17 protein-coding genes and 2 pseudogenes are annotated in these 18,459 nt (G+C 59.4%); 11 read left to right on the top strand and 8 right to left on the bottom strand.

Features of this window, described 5'->3' with window-relative positions; genetic code table 11:
• Positions 1 to 78, top strand: a pseudogene (locus BM413_RS33855) (IS5/IS1182 family transposase); the annotation flags it as partial.
• 23 nt (positions 79 to 101) lie between these two features.
• Here BM413_RS33855 and BM413_RS33850 read toward each other — a convergent pair.
• Positions 102 to 287: pseudogene (locus BM413_RS33850) on the bottom strand (alcohol dehydrogenase catalytic domain-containing protein); the annotation flags it as partial.
• A 420-nt stretch (positions 288 to 707) separates the two neighbouring features.
• Here BM413_RS33850 and BM413_RS28275 point away from each other — a divergent pair.
• Positions 708 to 1,631 carry a TolB family protein gene (locus BM413_RS28275; RefSeq protein ID WP_091918188.1) on the top strand — a complete coding sequence of 308 codons (924 nt, stop codon included), beginning with the start codon at positions 708 to 710 and terminating at the stop codon, positions 1,629 to 1,631.
• A gap of 316 nt (positions 1,632 to 1,947) precedes the next feature.
• On the top strand, positions 1,948 to 2,178 hold the full coding sequence (locus BM413_RS28270) for a hypothetical protein (RefSeq protein WP_091918187.1): 231 nt from the start codon (positions 1,948 to 1,950) through the stop codon (positions 2,176 to 2,178).
• A gap of 152 nt (positions 2,179 to 2,330) precedes the next feature.
• Here the strand turns inward: BM413_RS28270 and BM413_RS33845 are convergent, their stop codons facing one another.
• The 4 genes from BM413_RS33845 to BM413_RS28255 all read right to left on the bottom strand — a co-directional run bounded on the left by BM413_RS33845 (position 2,331) and on the right by BM413_RS28255 (position 4,780).
• Positions 2,331 to 2,810, bottom strand: coding sequence for a HipA domain-containing protein (locus BM413_RS33845; protein ID WP_244538064.1), 480 nt, complete (start codon positions 2,808 to 2,810; stop codon positions 2,331 to 2,333).
• A gap of 2 nt (positions 2,811 to 2,812) precedes the next feature.
• A complete protein-coding gene (locus tag BM413_RS33840; protein WP_244538063.1) occupies positions 2,813 to 3,364 on the bottom strand; it encodes a hypothetical protein in 552 nt (183 codons plus the stop codon).
• A gap of 152 nt (positions 3,365 to 3,516) precedes the next feature.
• A complete protein-coding gene (locus tag BM413_RS28260; RefSeq protein ID WP_244538062.1) occupies positions 3,517 to 3,762 on the bottom strand; it encodes a helix-turn-helix transcriptional regulator in 246 nt (81 codons plus the stop codon).
• Between the two features lie 70 nt (positions 3,763 to 3,832).
• Entirely contained in the window at positions 3,833 to 4,780 is a 948-nt protein-coding gene (locus BM413_RS28255; RefSeq protein ID WP_091918186.1) for a LysR family transcriptional regulator, read from the bottom strand.
• Positions 4,781 to 4,983: 203 nt separating this feature from the next.
• On the opposite strand from BM413_RS28255, the gene BM413_RS28250 reads away from it, so the two are divergent.
• Positions 4,984 to 6,987, top strand: a complete 2,004-nt coding sequence (locus BM413_RS28250; protein WP_210188992.1) for an FUSC family protein — start codon at positions 4,984 to 4,986, stop codon at positions 6,985 to 6,987.
• A gap of 331 nt (positions 6,988 to 7,318) precedes the next feature.
• On the opposite strand, the gene BM413_RS28240 is transcribed toward BM413_RS28250, so the two are convergent.
• Together BM413_RS28240 and BM413_RS28235 are read right to left on the bottom strand one after the other, a co-directional pair.
• The gene (locus tag BM413_RS28240; protein ID WP_091918185.1) at positions 7,319 to 8,428 is read right to left on the bottom strand and encodes an IS110 family RNA-guided transposase; all 1,110 of its coding nucleotides are present in this window, start codon (positions 8,426 to 8,428) and stop codon (positions 7,319 to 7,321) included.
• 181 nt (positions 8,429 to 8,609) lie between these two features.
• Positions 8,610 to 9,566: a DMT family transporter gene (locus BM413_RS28235; RefSeq protein WP_091918184.1), complete on the bottom strand. Its 957-nt coding sequence runs from the start codon at positions 9,564 to 9,566 to the stop codon at positions 8,610 to 8,612.
• 96 nt (positions 9,567 to 9,662) lie between these two features.
• Here BM413_RS28235 and BM413_RS28230 point away from each other — a divergent pair, with 96 nt between their 5' ends.
• Positions 9,663 to 10,562, top strand: coding sequence for a LysR family transcriptional regulator (locus tag BM413_RS28230; RefSeq protein ID WP_091918183.1), 900 nt, complete (start codon positions 9,663 to 9,665; stop codon positions 10,560 to 10,562).
• Positions 10,563 to 10,902: 340 nt separating this feature from the next.
• On the top strand, positions 10,903 to 13,086 hold the full coding sequence (locus BM413_RS28225) for an alpha/beta hydrolase fold domain-containing protein (protein ID WP_244538066.1): 2,184 nt from the start codon (positions 10,903 to 10,905) through the stop codon (positions 13,084 to 13,086).
• On the opposite strand, the gene BM413_RS28220 is transcribed toward BM413_RS28225, so the two are convergent.
• A complete protein-coding gene (locus BM413_RS28220; protein ID WP_139238680.1) occupies positions 13,061 to 13,855 on the bottom strand; it encodes a GntR family transcriptional regulator in 795 nt (264 codons plus the stop codon). The genes BM413_RS28225 and BM413_RS28220 overlap by 26 nt on opposite strands.
• A gap of 125 nt (positions 13,856 to 13,980) precedes the next feature.
• Between BM413_RS28220 and BM413_RS28215 the strand changes: the two genes are divergently transcribed.
• Genes BM413_RS28215 through BM413_RS28195 form a run of 5 tightly spaced genes read left to right on the top strand, consistent with a single transcriptional unit; the run spans position 13,981 to position 18,428 of the window.
• Positions 13,981 to 15,138, top strand: a complete 1,158-nt coding sequence (locus tag BM413_RS28215) for an ABC transporter substrate-binding protein (protein ID WP_139238679.1) — start codon at positions 13,981 to 13,983, stop codon at positions 15,136 to 15,138.
• A 47-nt stretch (positions 15,139 to 15,185) separates the two neighbouring features.
• On the top strand, positions 15,186 to 16,064 hold the full coding sequence (locus tag BM413_RS28210; RefSeq protein ID WP_091918179.1) for a branched-chain amino acid ABC transporter permease: 879 nt from the start codon (positions 15,186 to 15,188) through the stop codon (positions 16,062 to 16,064).
• Positions 16,065 to 16,073: 9 nt separating this feature from the next.
• Complete coding sequence (locus BM413_RS28205) at positions 16,074 to 16,955, top strand: branched-chain amino acid ABC transporter permease (RefSeq protein ID WP_091918178.1); 882 nt, start codon at positions 16,074 to 16,076, stop codon at positions 16,953 to 16,955.
• A complete protein-coding gene (locus tag BM413_RS28200; protein ID WP_091918177.1) occupies positions 16,952 to 17,707 on the top strand; it encodes an ABC transporter ATP-binding protein in 756 nt (251 codons plus the stop codon). The genes BM413_RS28205 and BM413_RS28200 overlap by 4 nt, the downstream gene beginning before the upstream one ends.
• 1 nt (position 17,708) lies before the next feature.
• Positions 17,709 to 18,428: an ABC transporter ATP-binding protein gene (locus tag BM413_RS28195; protein ID WP_175544476.1), complete on the top strand. Its 720-nt coding sequence runs from the start codon at positions 17,709 to 17,711 to the stop codon at positions 18,426 to 18,428.
• The last annotated feature ends 31 nt before the right edge of the window (positions 18,429 to 18,459 follow it).

Raw genomic sequence — 18,459 nt, 5'->3', positions numbered from 1 at the left:
GCAACGCGTTACGACAAGCTTGCCAGAAACTTCTTATCTGCGGTCGCCTTGGCTACCCTCGTCGCGTTCTGGCTATGATTGAGTCTGAACCCTAGCACGATTGGCAGCGGCGACTTGTAGTATTGGTCGCGGAAGACGATATCGGTGTGGCAGACGCCGCACGCGACAACCCGAACCAGCACTTCGTTAGAACGCGGACCGCCGAGGGTGACGGCTTCTATGACAAGCGGCTTGCCAGCGGAACGCACGACTGCCGCCTGAGACTGGCGCGTGGCAAGTTTATCCATAATTATCTCCTGATTGTTGTCAGTCTGCCGGGTCCCTCGAACTTTTGAAGTCCGCCGTAAGAGCGAAAAACACAGCGATTCCGAGCATTGCGGTATTGACATTAATTTACCAATGCGAAATCGATTTTACAATGCAGAATTTTGAAAGCTGCCGCTGGGAACGTCTTAAGACCCGCGCGACGTCGGTTCTCCAAAGCTTTGATGTTTCCATCGAGCGATGTCCTCGCGTCACTGGTTGTAGATTGAGACGCGACACATTTTCAAATTTGACTACCAAGCGACATCAGATCCGGCTATCCAGATTTCAAAGCTATCGCGGTCAGTCGAGAAGCCGTCGCTCCTTTGCTCTTCGCCTTCAACGCCGCCGGCAGCATCGTGGTGCTTGAGGAATTCTTCAACAAGGCTCTCCGGTGAAATGAAATGAATATACCACCCCGTCAATTGGCGCCTAATCAGCGCTCCCAGGTCTGGATTCACGATGTCGTAAGCGGGCAGAACACCCTAATTCTGGACACCAAGGATTTGCTGCTTGAGGCACCGAATTGGACCTTGCATGGGGATGCTCTCATCCTCAACGGCGCCGGCACTTTGTGGCGCGTCCCCATCGACAGGCCGACGCTCCAACCCATTGCCATCGGCGCTGTTCCACCCGTTAACAACGATCACGTTCTCGATCCAGACGGCACACACATTTTCTTGTCGGCCTTCGACGACTGGCATCTTTATCGGGCGCCGGTAACCGGTGGAACCGCCGTCCGCATCACCGGTAAGGATGGCCCCGAAGGGCTCATGCATTTCCTTCACGGCGTATCGCCCGACGGCATGCAGCTGGCGTTCGTCGGGGTTCGCGCTGAGAAGAGCGCAGGCGCACTGACGTTCATATCCGCAGAGATCTACACGGTCGGAGCCGACGGTACAGGCTATCGGCAGGTCACCAGCGCTGGGTCACCGGCCGATGGCCCGGAGTACAGTCCGGATGGTCAGTGGCTGTACTTCAACACCGAGGCTTTCTCCGGCCATGCCCAAATTGCACGCATGCGGCCGGACGGCTCGGAACTAACTCGCATGATTGTCAGCCAAACCGTCGACTGGTTCCCTCACATATCGCCGGATGGTCGCACCGTGGTGTACCTGGCCTATCCGCCCGGCACCGCCGGACATCCTCCTGACCTTTGGGTTGACTTGATGATAGTCCTCGACGGGCGATGGGCTCGCCCTGTCCGCGCAGTACGCCTCTTCGGAGGACAGGGGACAATCAACGTGAATAGCTGGTCGCCTGACAGTTGCCGGTTCGCATATGTCGCCTACCCGGTCGACATTGAAACCGCACCGCACGACCGTTGAAACGATTGCTGGGGCCGGGGGCCGCCGAAGTATGCGCCACCCCTAGGCCGTCCGTCTCGCTGGGGCTCCGTCCCTCCGGATCGTCGCTGTCATTTGCACTGCAGAGAGGACAGCTTTTGGAGGAGACAGAAATATGTTCAGCCAAAACTAGCGTCGGCGGATACAAATTGCAGCAGCAATTGTCGCCTCGCGGTGGTTGCGGGCACAAGTTCCGCAGTCTTGACCCAGACCAAGGACATTCATATCGAATTTTACTAAGGCGCTGCGGATGCCAACTGGGGCAAGATGATGGCCGAGCTTGGAAAGCAGACTCGTAATGCTGCTCAAAGGCCTTCGCGACATGGTCGGACATCCGTTTGAGGCTGAAGCTGGGATCTTCGTCCGCGCAATAGGAACGTTGCTCGACAGAGCCTTCGGTCTCAACCTGCCAGCTCAGGAACGCTTCTGCCACGCATTCGAAGCAAAGCCGCCTTTCTTCAAGCTCTTCGACGTCTTTGATAATCATCGAAAATGCTATCCTCACCCAACCATTCTTGTCAGCCGGTAGGGTGCGCCCTCAAAGGCGAAAGGGTTCAGGAATTGTCGCCGCCACATCAAATTGCGATCGACGATCGCTCAACCCGGGCCTCGTCACAAATGACCATCCACTGCTTCTGAATGATATCGATCTGCGTCTCCATGATCGCGATAGCCTCCTCCTCATTGAGCTGGAACTGCGCAGCCGCGTCGAGGCAGACCGCTAGCCGGCTCTGACGGTTCTTCGCCGGTAATGAGCATGGCCTGCCCTGCTTCGTTGCCGGCTCTGCCTTGAGGACAGATATCGTACGCGGGCGTCAGCATGAGCGTTGTCCCGTCCCAAAACGCGGCATGATTTCCAGCATGATCGTCCGTGTTGCCGCATAAGATGTTGAAGACGAGCCGCCCGAACAGCTCGTGCAGTGTCGCTCTCGGCGTCTCGAAGCGATGACGGATGATCTCGGCCAAGTCCTGATAGCTCGCATAGCGCGCCATGAGTTCGTCAAGGCCAAATAGGGTGAACGCCGACACCATACCTTTTCGAAGCCAGCCCCCCTCTCCAGGCGACCGGTCGAAGCGCTGGATCAGCAGTACATCTTTTCCGGCGGTGCCGACTAGACGCACAGGAGCGACGCGCAGGCCAACAAGGACGGCCAGCCGCATCGCTATGAATTCCGCCTTGACGATGTTGAGGACATCGTACGCGATGACAATTTGGCGATGTATTTTGCGCTGGGCTCTTCGATCATTGCTTTCGGCCGGGCGCCTCCGAGCGAGCTGCCATGAAAGAGCGCCTGTTCTAGCTCGGGCGTGATGGGAACGCCGGCCTCGACTCGCTCGGCGGCCATCAGCAGGTCGTCGAGCGAAGCACCACCAGCTTGCCGGGGCTCATAGACTGTAGCCGAGCGCTGGAAGTCGAGCGCGCCGATCCGATCAGAGCCGGATTCGATGAGATAGGTCAGCTCATCGAGCTGCCCTAGATCGATCGCAGCGCCCTTGTGTCCGAACTTGCGATTTGATGATGACCCGCCGGCCCCAAGCATCCGGCGCAGCATCGCGCAGACTGCTCGGCATAGAAAGCCCGGCTGGCAGTGGCAGTATCCCAGATTTGAGCGGAAGTTCGGCTCGTAGATCGGAATCGCGTTGTCACGCTCGAGATAACTGCGGGCCGTAGTTGAACACCAACGCACTACCGGCGCGTGAAAGCAGACCTGCAACGACTGGTTCTATTTCATTCGGAAGCCAGATCCAGACATACACTTCGTTGAGAGGCTTCTCAGAAGTCATCTTTGACGACCTTCGTGGGATTGCGGACGGATTGCGGCAGCAAAGTCAGAATCTGTTCATTCGATACGATCTTTCCCGTCATCTAGGCTTGATCGGCATCTAACAACCTAATTCCCACAATAGCCGCTGTTTCGAAGACAGCACCGATAGCGCAGCCCATATCGCCGCGTTCGATGCGCTGGACGAGGCCGCGAGAAAGGCCAGCACGCTCAGCGAGCCCCTCAACCGTCAGCTTTCGTTCAATGCGGGCAAGCCGGATCGACTGGCCGAGAAGCTTTGCAGCATCGCTGCTATAACGCGAATAGATTCTCGCGACCGGCTTCACCATCAGAGTTAGCTCCATTAACGGTTCTCGAAGGCGTACCCCCTGAGGTGGTGCGTCCAAAACGGGAAGTCACCTATTCCGAATAGCTCTGCGGCGAACTCACCAATCGAGCCTCCAATGCGACCGGAGCTACGTGAGAATGTTCGCCCAGCATATGAGAGAATACCGAGTAAAGCACGCGAAGCTCAGGACTATTATCATCGTCTCGATGGCAGAAGACGATCGGTGACGTGATGTGCTCCAACAACGGTCGATGGACAACACTCGTGGAGGTGAAATGCGCCGATGCCGGGACGATTGAAAGCCCGCTACCGGCAGCAATGAGGATGAGCGCCGTATCGTACTGCCGAACCTCAATGACATTCGAAAGTGCAATATCGCGTTCTGTGAACTGAGCCAGCATATGGTCAGCAAGGCTGGGACGTGGATCGCTGGTGTAGACGATGAAGGGTTCATTCCTCAACGCCTCGAGAGGTATTGCTTCTTCCATGCTGGCAAATGGATGGTCGTAAGGCAACGCGACCACCATGGGCTCCTCACGAAGCACGATGCGCTGCACTCCTTCGGCGACGATTTGAATGCGGCTGATCCCGGCATCTATTCGCCCTTGCCGCAGGGCATCGGATTGCTCGATACTGTTCATTTCCAGAATCCGTACGCCTACCTCCGGCAACGCGCGACGAAACTCGCGGATGACACCGGCGATATTACCGTGGAAGTTGGCAGGGACAACGCCCAGGGTGAGTGTCCGCCGCTCTTCGCTGCTCAGACGACGCATTGAAGCCATCATGGCGTCGGTCTTTTGCAACACCTGCATTGCATGATCGAAGAACAGCCGTCCCGCAGGAGTGAGCGTCAGCGGGCGGGAGTCACGGTTGATCAGAATCGAGCCGACTTTGGCTTCGAGTTCCTGAATCCGTTGGCTCAATGGGGGCTGCGCCATGCGCAGGGCCTCAGCTGCCCGGGTAAAGCTCCCGAAATGCGCCACGGTCACGAAATAGCGAAGTCGCTTCAGGTCCATTCTTATATCAAATCACGAATACTACACGACAAAACTTCTAAATTACGACACAGAACTGAGCCATCCCCATATCATATCGATATGACCGATATCAAATCGGTGTTTCACTCGGGAAAATATTCCCGATAACAAGGCATTTGCGAAGTATTCACCCGTCGAATGGGACGAGCCGTTATCTCGAGCTGCTCTCGGCGACATGCTGGATGATGTTGACTAGCCGCTCAGGCCGCAAGACCGGTGTATACTTGAAACCATTAGTAGCTACCTTTTTCAATCCGACAGCCCGGAACATCGCTAAGCGCCTCACGCTGGCGTCCATCATTGCTATGTTGATTGCGACAGTGTCAGGACTTGAAAATCCCTGGTGGGCAGCCATGGCGGTATGGATGATCGGACAGCCGTCGCGAGGGCTCTTACTGGAGCGCAGCCTAGCGCAATTTATCGGCACTCTTGTCGGTGCGGTGGCGGGTGCGTTCCTGGTAATTGCCGGCGGCGGATCGCCCGCCCTGTCGCTTCTGGGTCTCGCGATCTGGATCGCTGCCTGCAGCGGTGTCGCAAATGCAATGCGTCACCAACGCGCTTACGGCGCTGCGCTGTGCGGCCTGACATCCGCTGTAATCGTGACACTGACGTTGGGCACAGCGATCGATCCATTGGAATTTGCTGCCGCCCGTCTCCTGGATAATATCATCGGGATCGGTTCGGCTATCAGTATCGCAATTGTCTTCGGTCCACCTGCAGTTCGTTCGGAGATCACCGACCGAGCCCGCACGGTGACGGTGCAGGCGCTCGTGATGATCGCTGATGCTCTAGCTGAACCTGGAGAACGTGCCTTCGCAAAAGAGCGCGAATTCCTCCTGTCGCTTGCGTCCCTTGAGGCATCAGCCGAGGACACGGCGGCGGGATCGATTTCCGCCCGGCGAAGTCTGCACGAAATGAATGCACTGTTCGCATTTCTGCTCGACCTTATCGTTGTAGCACGGGCGGTCCGCTCTCGGGAGGTCTCGGCGCTTACGCCCGGTTGCACGGACCTCACTGCTTTAAGAAACGCGTTTGACGAATCCGCGAAAACCCTAGCCGCCGCCGGCGTTCTGGACATTCAGGCGATCCATACCGCTTCTCATCAACTGGAGGCAGCGGACCCGGCAATATCTCCTGTTCTGGACGAGATGCGGGCTCTCCTCGCGCGCGCTGCGCGAGGCTACGAACGAGTCGGGAACGCTGAAGGCAAGCCCGCACCACGCTTATCAAGGCCGCACCCGGATGTTGCAGGCTTGCGGTTGGCCGCACTCCGGGCAGCCATCGTAACTTTGATTGCTTCGTCTGTCTGGCTTGCTTTCGACTGGGAGCCGCTGCGGTACTTGCTTCTTGGGACCGGCATATTCGCGGTACTGTTTTCCATGGTGGACGACCCCGCCCCCGTCGTTCGTCAGGTATTCCTTGGCGGCCTGGGAGCTGCGGCCGCCGCAACCCTTTGGCGTGTCGCCGTCTTGGGACAGGTTTCGCATACGTGGCTTTCGCTGCTGCTTGCGGTGCCCCTCGTATTCGGCGCCTCCTTGTTGCAGGTGGGCCATGGAACGCTGTTCATCGGCCTTGCTTTCAACATGCTCTTCGCAGTTCTCGCGCGGCCCGTCGACATGAGCCCCAGTTCCACACCGGAAATGATAGCGAACGAGGCAATGTTGCTGACCGGGATTTCCCTGAACTACGTCTTTTATCGCTGGATGCTGCCGATGGATTCGAGGCGCCGCCGGCGTCATTTGCGAGCGTCCATACGCCGTGAGATCTCTGCTATTTCGATCCGTTCGAGGACGCCATGGGCAGAGCGCCATCTCGCTCGTTTGCGATCCCTAGTCTTCAGCCTAGCGGTTCTATCTCGTGGACAAGTTCAGGAGGTCGAGGATGCGCTGGCCGCGCTTTCCTTGGGGCACGTGCTCTTGCGGCTTGGAGAAATGGAGGCGAACGAGACGCTCCCCGCCACAAGTCGTAGCGCCATTTGGAATGCGCTCCTCTTAATGCGCTCACCGCTCGATGAGCCTAAGCAGGCGGCAGACGCACTGCAACAATATGCAGCCCGGCTCAACATGTACGACCACCTGAAATCTTCACTTGAGACAAGGCAAAGGTCCAGAATCGGCTGGCTTTTCGAACTGGCGGCACAAGATATTCAAGACCACCCCACGATATTCTCCTCGAAGGCAGATTAGGGTCTATTGCCTTGAAAAGTTAGTGTTGCCACGGTTGTAAAGTCCTTATTGGGGTCGGGTCCGGCTGGGGCGATTTAGATTTTCCGGACGCAGTTAAGCTACCCCGCCTGCGCGGAGTAGGTCAATTGATGTAGCCTGTGCACGGTGCTGGAGATGGTGGCCGAACCGATGGTTTATCATACTCTCATCCGCGGATTGTTAGCCGCCTGACCATATTCGATGCGGGCTTGCCTCTCTCTAAGAACGGATATTTGTCCCAACGTGTGTCGAGGGTTCCCTATCCTTGGCCGACATCTCCAGCATGCTGCACAGGCAGCAGGATTTATGTGCGCTACGCTCGAATTGGCACTTTACGGGCAATATCCCAGATGAAGCCGGCCAGTTCGCGGGCAACAGCAGTCAGAACACGCGGTTGCGGTTTTCCAGTCTTCGAAAGATCGCGATAGCGCTTGCAGAGCCTCGTCTGCGCTTTCCAGGCGATGTCTCTTATCTCCTGCGGAAGATGAAGGCTGCGCTTCAAATGGGGATGCTGTTCGCGAGGCGGATGTCGGTACGACCAGCTCGCCTCGACCATCATGGTGCGAGCCAAGGCATTGCCGGTCTTCGTGATGCGTCCGCGCCGTGTCGTGCTGCCGCTCGAATGCTCACTCGGAACCAATCCGAACCAGGCCATGAGTTGCCGGGGATTGGAGAAGCGGCTGATGTCGCCGATCTCGGCGGCCAGCGTTGCGGCAATTGTCGTGTTGACGCCACGCAGCGCACGGAGCGCGTCGACAAGTCGCGCAAAACGCCAGTCCTTCACGGCATCTTCGATCGCCTGATCCAACGTGCCGATGCGCTCCTCGATCTGGCGAATGGTCCGTTTCAGTTCCTCAAAGGCCAGTTGCTGATGCGGATAGCGAAATTTCCGAAGCTCGTTGATCCAGCGCCAATGGATTTTCGTCCAATAGCTCGGCCGATCATAGCGAAGACCATGCCGAAGCAGGAAGCTCAGCAGCTGTTGTTTTGCAATCTTGAGCGCTTCCAGAGCCTGCTTGCGTGTGCGGATCAGATCCCGCATGGCTTCCTGCTCCTCATCTGGTGTCCAGATCGGCGTCAGTTCGCCGGCGCGCCACAGCCGCGCAAGCATTTCTGCATCGCGACGATCGGTTTTGATCCGATCACCGGCGCGACGCGGAATCATGGCCGGCGAAACAACAGCGCAATCAAACCCCAGCTTTGTGAGCAAGCGATGTAGGCCGTAGCCGCAGGGCCCGGCTTCATAGCAGAAAACCGGGTGAGTTCCTCCGGCGACAAGCCGCTTCGTCAATCGCAAAACAGAATCGCCGGTGTTTTCAGTGACACCGTGAAAACGGACTTCGCCGTCCCGCCCTTCTTCAGCCGTCGCAACGGCTATTGTATCGGCATGAACGTCGAGGCCGACATAAACTATTCTTTCCATAGTATTTTTCCTTTCCGGCCGTCATCGGCTCGAGAAGGAAAACCTAGCGGTGATGCCGCTGCAATCGCTCATCTGGTCTAAGCTTTTGTCTCGATGGGCCAGAGATATTCGCCGATCAGCAGGATGTGCGCCCAGCCAGAGGAGAGATGTGGCTAGGAGCTAGGGTGCGACATCAAGGCTCTCATTCTGCCGTTCGGCGACAGCATGGCTCAAAGGATCGGGCAACGTTTCCGACCAGACGTTCCGCGAAAAGCTGGATCAGGCCAGCCAGCACGATGAGAGCCATGCCGGCTAGCGTCATCCTGTCAGGAACCTCGCCGAAGAAAACGAAACCCCAAAATCCCGCAAAAATCAGATAGGCATAGTCGAACGTCGCAATTATCTGCGGATGTTCCGATTGATAGGCCCGGGCCAAGCCGATGCTGACGCCAATGATCAAAGCCGCCAGGGTAAAAATGATCCGCCATTGGCCGGCATCCATCTCGGCCCAGCGGCCCAAAAGAAACGGATAGTCGTAGGCCAATCCGGTTCCCGACCACGCGACGGCAACGCTGGCGATACATCCAAGAGCAAGAAGAATCGCATTCAGCCATAAAGCCATAGTGAGCGGCTCTTCCATTGGGCACCTGGCGCGGGTCAAGACAGCGGCGACCGCATAAAGAAAAGCCGCAACGACCGGGAGCAGCGACAATGGTGAAAAGTCGGCCGTCGCAGGGCGCACGATCACAAGCACCCCGACAAAGCCCACCACCATGCCCGCCCACTGATACCAGGCGATCCTTTCGCCGAGAACGATCGCCGATAGCACGACGATGAATAGAGGGCCGGTGTAGAGAGATGCGGCGATCACCGAGAGATCGAGCATCGGGATCGCGGCGTAAATGGCGAGATACATCAATCCAAGGGTTAGGCTGCGAAGAGCGACCCAGATCGGCGCGGCCGGCCATGCCGAGCCGCGCGCGAGCAAGAACAGCACCGGAATGGCGATGATCGACCGTAGAACATAGATCTGCCAGAGCGTCATGTCGGCGCTGGCCGATTTCACGAAAGCATCCGTCAGGGCCATCGTGAAGACCGTGAAAAGGATGACGGTCACGCCTGTAAAGACAGAACTTCGGCGGGACGATGCGATGAACATTGGTATCTCCAAAATAGCATTCCCAATGTCGCTCCGATTGATAATTGCGAATAGCCGTTATAATTTCATCTTTATGTTCGATTATTTTAATCAATCATGACGCGGGCAGAGCTGCCTGGGCTCCAGACCTTCCTGACAATCGCCGAGCTTGGCTCGTTGCGAGCGGCCGCTCGTGCCCTTGGTGTCAATCCACCCACGATCTCGCACCAGCTCAAAGTCTTCGAAGAACGTCTCGGGACGCCGCTGCTCACCCGCAACACCCGTTCCGTCACCATGACGGATGCGGGAAGGGCCTTGTTCATCAGCACGCGGCACCTGGTCGGGGCAATCGAGGTGGCCCTGGATACGGCGCGCGATGCGGCCGAGAACAAATCAGGGCAGCTGAGAATCACACTGCCTTACCGCGCCTGGCAACTGATTATCGCCCCAAAGCTAGCGGCCTTCGAAACGGCATATCCGGACGTGGAACTGGAGTTCGCGATCAACGAGGCGCTGGTCGATATCGTCTCCGAAGGGTTCCATGCTGGCATTCGCCTCGGCGATCATCTGCAGAACGACATGATCGCTCGGCGTCTGTCGCGACCGCAAGATGGCGCCTATATCGCCTCACCTGATTATCTCGCGCGATACGGACACCCGTCAAATCCCGGAGACCTGTTGTCGCATAGCTGTATCCGACATCGGCAAATCACGTCCGGCCGGATTGCCGAGTGGCGCTTCAAGACCCCCGGCAGTGAGATTTCCGTGGCAGTGAGCGGGCGGCTGATATTCAACGATCTCCGAACTGTCGTTGAAGCCGCTCGGCAGGGCTTCGGTATTGGATGGTCGCTTCGCGCAGGTGTCGAAGAGGAATTGGCTCGCGGCTACCTCATCGAAATTCTACCGGAATTCTGCGTCCAGAGACCGGCGTTCTATTTGTATTTCCCTAAATCTTTAGCTCGGCTCGGGATTCTAAGATCGTTCATCGAGCATTTCGCTGTCGTACGGGAAACTTGAAGTCATCAACGCGCCTGGGAGTGTTATTTCGCTCTTGCATGAGTTCAGCCTCGAAATCGGGGAGTCCTCGATCGATCCGGAACTGACGATTCGAATGCTGATCATCGGCTATTGCTTTGGAATTCGTTCGGAACGCCGGCCGGGCGCAGAAACCATCCCCTCTCAATCGGCCCGATTTTGTCTCAATGGTCCTGATCCCAATCATCCGCCGCACCTATCGAACCTCGCCATCCGATCAATAAGTTCTTTACATATACGTTTATATGTAATACCGCGTGATTGCATCATGGCGCGTCGAAGTTACGGCGCGTCTTTCGACGGAATTCTGGGAGGACGGGAAATGCACGTCATCGTTGTCGGCGCCGGCATTGGCGGATTGTCTACCGCATTGCAGTGCCTACGCCTCGGCATGCGGGTAACCTTGCTGGAGCACGCTCCGGCGCTGCGCGAGATCGGCGCGGGCGTGCAGATTTCGAGCAACGGGACGGTGGTGCTGAAGCAGCTGGGTCTGCTGTCGGATGCCGACGCCGTCGGTGTGCGGCCGGTGTCCTTCCGCGTCCTGGCCTTCGACGACGACAGCATCATTTCGGATATGCCGCTCGGCCCGGCTGCCGCCGAGCGCTACGGCGAAACCTTCTATCAGTTCCACCGTGCCGATCTGCTTGGCATCCTGGCGGATGCGCTGCCGAAGGGCGTCCTACGGCTCAACGCCAGGGTAGCCGATTTCGACCAGGATGCCGACGGTGTCCGGGTGACACTGGCGGACGGCGAGCAGATTTCGGGTGACGTCCTCGTGGGCGCGGACGGCATCCATTCGGTGATCCGCAAGAAACTCGTCGGCGATGGCGGCACGGTCTTTTCCGGCAAGTTAGTGTGGAGAGCACTGATCCCCGCCGATCGCATTCGCAACATGGCCTTCAAGGAGCGATTCTATGGATGGGCGGGCGCCGACCGCATGGTCTGGGCATACTGGGTACGTCCTGGCATGCTCTTCAATTTCGGGGGCGTGGTGCCGGCGACCGAGGTGCACCGCGAGTCCTGGGATGCCTCCGCTAATCTCAATGACCTGCGCGCCTCCATGCACGGCGCGAACGAACGCCTGATGAAGCTGGTCGATTCGATCGACGAGGCTTTCGTGACCGGCCTCTACGATCGCGATCCCCTGCCGCGCTGGAGCGTGGGACGCGCTACGCTGCTCGGTGATTCGGCGCATGCAATGCTGCCCTATCTGGCGCAGGGCGCCTGTCAGGCGCTGGAGGACGGCAGCATGCTGGCCGCCACGCTCGCCCGGCACGGCAAGCACAACATCCCCGAGGCACTGGCAGACTACGAGCTGCGGCGTCGGCCACGCGCCACCAAGGTGCAGACGACGGCCCGCTCGACACACATCTTCTGGACAGAGAGTGACCACATCCAGGCCAAGGCACGTGACGGCCGCATGAAGGGCCTAGCGCAGCTTGATCCCCTGGCGGCGACCATCTGGCGCTGGTTGTATTCCTATGACGTCGTGAAGGCCTCGGGCGAAAAGCACATCGCGTCGGACAAGCGCGGCATCCGCTCGGTCTACGACACAGATACCTCGGCGCAGGCCAAAGCCTGGAGCATGTGGCACGACCTGTTCACGGCCGAAGAGGAGGCGTGCGGCGTGCGCGGCCTGCGGCGCGGCTATGACCGGTTCTTCGGCCAGTTCCAGCCCAAGCCGTCGACTAAGGTTTCGAAGGTGGAGATTGGTACGGCCAACGCGCTGTGGATTGACCCGGAGGAGACGGGGCGACAGCGCGTGGTGCTGCATCTCCATGGTGGTGGCTTCGCGTTCGGCTCCGCCGATTGCTCGACCGAATATTGCGAGCGGCTGGCGCAGGCCGTCGATGGGCGATGTTTTGCCCTCAACTACCGGCTGGCGCCCGAACATCCGTTCCCGGCTGCCCTCGAAGACGCGGTCGAGGCCTATCGCTGGCTGCTTACTCAGGGTTTCGAGCCGACGAACGTCATCCTCAGCGGCGAATCAGCCGGCGGTGGCCTCGCGGTGGCTGCGGCGATGCGCATCCGCGACGTCGGCCTGCCTAGGCCAGGCGGCATTCTCGTGCTTTCGCCGCTTGCCGACAACAGCCTGACCAGCCCGAGCATCCACGAGCGCGAGGGACAGGATCCGATCATCGATCGCGATATCCTGACTTACATGGCGACCGGCTACTTCCAGTCGGAAGCGGCCGATCATCCCCTGATCTCGCCGATCTATGGAGATTTGCATGGCCTGCCGCCGATGCTGATCCAAGCAGGCAGAACGGAGGTCCTAGTCGACGACGCCCGACGCCTTGCGGACCATGCTCGCGCCGCCGACGTGGATGTGACGCTACGCCTTTACGAGGAGCGGCTCCACATCTTCAGCCTCTACCCGTTCCTCGAAAATGCCGGCCACGCGCTGGCCGAATTCGGCGCATTCGCCAAGCGGATCGCCGTCAGTTCCGATCTGGCCGGCTCCCGCAGGCCTCCGGGCCTTACGGAAGCGGCATTGGATTCTTGAGGTCGAGATGCAGCTTCACCGCGAAGAGATCGGCGCGATAGTAGAGCTCGAGGACCGTCAGCACCCGGTCCTCAACGTCGCGCAGGACGCCGCGGAAGGCCATCACCGGCGCGACGGGATCAATGCCAAGCGCGCGGCTGGTTTCGGGCGTGGGAACTTCCGCGAAGAATGACAGATCGACGTCCTTCAGCTCCAGACCGAGCTTATCGCGCATCAGGCGAAACATTGGAAAACGTTTGATGTCCGCCGTCTTTAGGCCCTTGGACACCTCTGGCAAGACGTAGATCGAGCCGTAGCTCCAGGGCTTTCCGCCGCGATGCACGCGCCGTCGTAGGAGCTTCACCGAGGTGATAGATGGATCAAAACCTGCGAGGGTCGTAGGGCGATCGACAAGTGCCCAAGACAGTATCTCAGTTCCCGGATCGAACTCGTCTTGAAACATCACCGCCAACACTTCCCGTTCAACGGGAGTAGCCGCCAGCGCCGACCGTTCGGCAACGAAGGTTCCGCGGCCGCGATGCCGGGTGATCAGCCCGTCACTTTCGAGATCCTTCAGCGCCCGCTGTACAGTGATGACGCTAACGCCGAAATCCTCCGCAAGTTTGACCTCAGGTGGGATGCGGGCGCCGGGCGCGAGCACGCCCTGCTTGATCCTGTTGCGCAGCAACTGGGCAAGCTGGAAGGTGAGTGAAACCTTATCCGAGAACAAATGGCTCATCGGTAATGCGCTCTGTGGGCCGTGCACCTTTTGAAGCAGGCCAGGCGACAAAGCAAGGGGGCAGTCGAAATAATACTTTACATATATGATTAGGTGTAATAGCAAAGCCTTGGGAGGAGCCGACAGCGCATGCGCTGCCTGGCGACATAAGTCGAAGCTGATCGGGAGGTTTCACGGTGACTTTTAAATTGATGCGCCGCCAGTTCGTATGCGGGATGGCTGGCTTCGCGGCAGCTTCTATGCTGCCGCTCCCGGCATCGGCCGCCGATACCATCGATCTCGGCTTTCTGATGCCGCTGACCGGCGGTTCCGGAAAGCTCGGCAACATGATGATGGCAGGTGCCGCGCTGGCCGTCGATGAACTCAATGCCGGCGGCGGAGTCGAGGGCCGGCAGTTGCGCCTGCTCGCAGAAGACAGCCAGAGCCTGGCGCGAAACGGGATCGACGGCTACCGCAAGCTGGTCGATGTTGATGGCGCGCGCATCATCGTCACCGGTTGGACAGCGGTCGTAGTCGGCGTCGTTCCGCTGGCCGAGCAGGATGGAGTCTACCTCCTGTCGGCAAGCACGGCGTCGCCCGCGGTACGGGGCATTTCTCCAAACTTTCAGTCCACATGGATGTATGCCGACGACTCCGCGGAACAGATTCTGCCCTATGCCCGCGACGCGCTAAAGGTCTCGAAGCTTGGAATCCTCACCATCGTCAGCGATCTGGGGACGGGCGTCAGCAAGGTCATCCGTAAAGCGTGGACGGATCTCGGCGGAGAAATCACGGTGGAGGAAACCCACCAGATCGACGAGTCGAATTTCCGCGCCGTTATGCTCAAGATGATCGCCGCAGCACCCGAGGCAATCTACATCACGACATCTACAGGCAAGCAGTCCGCGCAGATCGTGCGCCAGGCGCGCGAGCTCGGCTACGAAGGATACTTCCTGTCGTTCGGCGCCTTCGAGGATCCGGAGGTTCTTGCGATCGGCGACAAGGCGACGAAGTGCTTCTTCTCCACGCCCGGCTTCGATGCTTCGACGACTGATCCGAAGGGCAAAGCTTTCGTCAATGCCTTCGCGGCGAAGAACGGCGGGGTTCCCAATGTGCATCAGGCCAATCACTATGACCTGATCAAGCTCTATGCCGGTATCATCGGAGGGATGGTGAAGGCTGGGCAGGAGGTCACCGCGGACAATTTCCGCGCTGCCTTTAAAGCGGGTTTCCCCACCTATGAAGGTGTCGGAGGCAGCTATGTCTTCAATTTCGAGGACGGTAGCGTGCGCCGGTCTGACTTCGTCAAGACGGTTGCGGACGGCAAATTCGTCAAGGTCGCCGATCTGAAGTAACTTCGGCCCGATCGTCCGGGCAGGCCAGCCACGAGCGCATCTCGACAATGAGTTCATACAGCCTTCTTGCCAATCTCATCGTTGACGGCTTCGTGACGGGCTGCATCTATGCCATGGTCGCCATCGGCTTTTCTTTGACCTGGTGGGTGTCGAACGTGGTCCACCTTGCCCATGGCGGGGTGCTGATCGCGGCCGGCCTGGCGCTCTATCTGTTCGTCGGCGTCTTCGGCGTTCCTTTGCCGCTCGGCGTCGTCGGTGCGCTGGCCGTGGCAGTCCTGCTCGGTCTGGGAACGCACCGGCTCATCTACCAGCCATTGAAGGATCGGCGGACCGAGGAGATGGGCATGCTGACAGCCTCGCTTGGCGCGTTGATCGTCATCGAATATACGCTGGTGATGGCCTTTGGGCTGGACGGCGCGACACTCGACGCCGGCGACATGCGCATGCCGCTGGCACCGAAGGTCGTTCTGGTGCTCGACGCATTCGCGGTCGCCACCGTCGCCACCACGGCGCTCGTCTTCATTGCGCTGATCTGGTTTATGCATCGGACCGTCCATGGCAAGCGTATGCAGGCGGTGGCGCAGAATTCCGATCTTGCGCAGGTGCTCGGCATCGATATCCCGGGCGTGGCGCGCCAAGCCGCCGTGGTGAGTGCAGCGCTGGTGGTACCCGCGGCAGGCTTCATGCTCTACAGCACCGGCGTCCGCCCTATCGACGCACTGCACATCGTGCTGGTCGCCGCCATCGTGGCCATCATTGGCGGCCGTGGCAGCATCGTCGGCGCGCTGGTCGCGGGCATCTTGGTCGGCATCGCAGAGAGCGCGACGGTCTGGTATCTCGCGGCCGGATGGCGGCTACTGGTAACGTTCGTCATCCTTTATGCTGTGCTCCTATTCAGGCCCCAGGGCCTCTTCGGCAAGACCTGAGGCTTCGCCATGCAATACGTCATCCACCTCCTGATCACGCTGAACATTTATGCGATCCTAGCGATTTCGCTCGATCTGCTCGTCGGATTTGCCGGGCTAATGTCGCTTGCCCATGCGGCGTTCTTCGCGATCGGCGCCTATGCCAGCGCGTTGCTTTCCATAAACGGCGTGCCGTCCTTCCTCGCGATCCTCATCGGAATGGCCTGTGCAGCGGCTTTGAGCTCGGCCGTCGCGCTTCCCGCGCTTCGTGTCCGAGGCATCCATCTTCTCATCATCACGATCGCGGTCCAGAGCGTGGTGACGATCCTCCTCGTCAACTGGACGAATGTTACCGGCGGCAGCGCTGGCCTGCCAGGCATACGGAGGCTGTCGATCTTCGGCATAAAGCTGTCGGGCCTGTCTTTCCTGATATTCGCAACCGTCTGCAGCGCATTCTGGTTCTTTGTGGTCTGGCGTCTGTCACACTCACCCTACGGCAAGGTGCTTCAGGCGATGCGGGACGACGAGACCGGTTGCATCGCGCTCGGCAAGAACGTCGCCATGTTGAAGATCTCGGTCTTCGCCGTGTCGGGTGCGGTTGCCGCCTTTGCAGGCAGCCTTTACGCCCACTATGTGAGCTATGTCGATCCGAGCAGTTTCGACATCAGCGTTTCCATCCTCATCCTCCTGATGGTAATGCTTGGTGGCGCGGGTACATTGCGCGGGCCGGTGCTCGGAGCAGCTTTGCTACTGGCACTTCCCGAGGTGCTGAAGTTCGTGCCTCTGCCGACCGGAGTCGGTGCCGCCATGCGCCAGCTGGTCTACGGCCTCATCCTCGTCGTCGTTGTCTTCGTGCGGCCGGAAGGGCTGCTCGGCCATCGCCAGCCAAAGGCGGCGGGAGGCAAGGCATGATCGCGGCTCTGGAATTGAACGGCCTGCGCAAGAAGTTCAGCGGCATCGAAGTGCTGAAGGGCTTCAGCGTCGAAATCCGGCGTGGCAAGGTGACGGCACTCATCGGTTCGAACGGCGCCGGCAAGTCCACGCTGCTCAACATCGTCTCCGGCTTGATCCGGCCGGATGCTGGCACAATCGTACTCGACGGCGTGGACATCACGCGCAGCAGCGCGCATTTACGGTCGCGGGCCGGCCTTGCTCGCACGTTCCAGCATCCGCGCTCGTTCAAATCCCTCACCGTCTTGGAATCGGTGATGCTGGCCGCGCGTTCGCCGCGCGAGGAAGCCCTGGCAATCAGCCTGCTGCGGACCTTCGTTCCCGTCGACATTGCGACGCAGGAGCAGGCAGCGCGTGCCATCCTCGCCTTCTGTCGGCTGGAGGGCCATGCGGGCGTGCTCGCCTCGCAGCTGAGTTATGGCGAACAGAAACTGCTGATGCTCGCTCAGGCGCTAGCCGCCGACCGGAAGCTTATGTGCTTCGACGAGCTGTGCGCCGGGCTGGAAGAAGGGCTCGTCGACCATGTCTCGGACTGCTTCCGCGACCTTGCGGACGAGGGGCGGACCATCCTCTTCATCGAGCACAACCTCAAGCTCGTGCGCCAACTGGCGGACTGGGTCGTCTTCATGCATCTGGGCACGGTGTTCCGGGAGGGCGAGACGGACGACGTGCTGCGCGATCCCAACGTCGTGCGCCTTTATCTGGGACAGTAGCATGAGCGAGGCCATTCTCAACGCCGCCCAAGTTGCGGCCGGCTACGGCAGTCACGAAGTGCTGCACGGCATCGATTTCGCGGTCAGGACGGGCGAGCTGTGCGGAATCATCGGTCCGAACGGAGCAGGCAAGACGACCCTGCTGCGCGCACTGTATGGCCTGCTTCCGGTAAGGGCGGGAACCATCCGCTACGACGGTCGCGACATCACTCGTCTCGCTGTGCGCGAGCGCCTCGCCGCCGGCATCGGCTACGTCGCGCAGGAACGCAACGTGTTCCCGGGCTTGAGTGTGGGCGACAACATCGACATGGCGCTGAGCGTGCTGACAAACGGCTGGAGCGAGGCCAAGCGCCGCCAGCGCAAGGAGTTCGTCTACGACCTATTCCCGCGCTTGCGCGAGCGACAGAGGCAGGCCGTCGGGCTGATGAGCGGTGGCGAGCAGCGGATGGTGGCAATCTCGCTCGGCATGATCGGCAAGCCGCGCGTGCTGCTGTTGGATGAGCCGACCACGGGGCTTGCGCCTGTAGTTGTGCATCAGCTCATGAGCGCCATCCGCAGCTTCAACAACGAGGAAAGCGTCGCCACCATCGTCGTGGAGCAGAACGTGCTGTCGCTCCTCGATGCCGTCGACACGATCTGCATCGTGAAGGACGGCAGGACGATCCCCTATAGGGGCGATCCCGCAGCGATCAAGGACAAGGACATCTGGGAATATCTGTAAGGCGCCTGCGCTTAACGACGCGGCGCCACGG

Origin of the sequence: Mesorhizobium sp. YR577, assembly GCF_900116595.1 — a bacterium.
Classification (GTDB): domain Bacteria; phylum Pseudomonadota; class Alphaproteobacteria; order Rhizobiales; family Rhizobiaceae; genus Mesorhizobium_M.
Note: the sequence above shows the minus strand (reverse complement) of the source record. Positions and strands in the feature narration are given on the sequence as shown.

What these genes read in the sequence shown, in the direction of transcription:
- BM413_RS28275 (WP_091918188.1), top strand. Translation starts at nt 708, where the DNA reads ATGAATATACCACCCCGTCAATTGGCGCCTAATCAGCGCTCCCAGGTC.
- BM413_RS28270 (WP_091918187.1), top strand. Translation starts at nt 1,948, where the DNA reads ATGCTGCTCAAAGGCCTTCGCGACATGGTCGGACATCCGTTTGAGGCT.
- BM413_RS33845 (WP_244538064.1), bottom strand. Translation starts at nt 2,810, where the DNA reads ATGCGGCTGGCCGTCCTTGTTGGCCTGCGCGTCGCTCCTGTGCGTCTA.
- BM413_RS28260 (WP_244538062.1), bottom strand. Translation starts at nt 3,762, where the DNA reads ATGGTGAAGCCGGTCGCGAGAATCTATTCGCGTTATAGCAGCGATGCT.
- BM413_RS28255 (WP_091918186.1), bottom strand. Translation starts at nt 4,780, where the DNA reads ATGGACCTGAAGCGACTTCGCTATTTCGTGACCGTGGCGCATTTCGGG.
- BM413_RS28250 (WP_210188992.1), top strand. Translation starts at nt 4,984, where the DNA reads ATGATGTTGACTAGCCGCTCAGGCCGCAAGACCGGTGTATACTTGAAA.
- BM413_RS28240 (WP_091918185.1), bottom strand. Translation starts at nt 8,428, where the DNA reads ATGGAAAGAATAGTTTATGTCGGCCTCGACGTTCATGCCGATACAATA.
- BM413_RS28235 (WP_091918184.1), bottom strand. Translation starts at nt 9,566, where the DNA reads ATGTTCATCGCATCGTCCCGCCGAAGTTCTGTCTTTACAGGCGTGACC.
- BM413_RS28230 (WP_091918183.1), top strand. Translation starts at nt 9,663, where the DNA reads ATGACGCGGGCAGAGCTGCCTGGGCTCCAGACCTTCCTGACAATCGCC.
- BM413_RS28225 (WP_244538066.1), top strand. Translation starts at nt 10,903, where the DNA reads ATGCACGTCATCGTTGTCGGCGCCGGCATTGGCGGATTGTCTACCGCA.
- BM413_RS28210 (WP_091918179.1), top strand. Translation starts at nt 15,186, where the DNA reads ATGAGTTCATACAGCCTTCTTGCCAATCTCATCGTTGACGGCTTCGTG.
- BM413_RS28205 (WP_091918178.1), top strand. Translation starts at nt 16,074, where the DNA reads ATGCAATACGTCATCCACCTCCTGATCACGCTGAACATTTATGCGATC.
- BM413_RS28200 (WP_091918177.1), top strand. Translation starts at nt 16,952, where the DNA reads ATGATCGCGGCTCTGGAATTGAACGGCCTGCGCAAGAAGTTCAGCGGC.
- BM413_RS28195 (WP_175544476.1), top strand. Translation starts at nt 17,709, where the DNA reads ATGAGCGAGGCCATTCTCAACGCCGCCCAAGTTGCGGCCGGCTACGGC.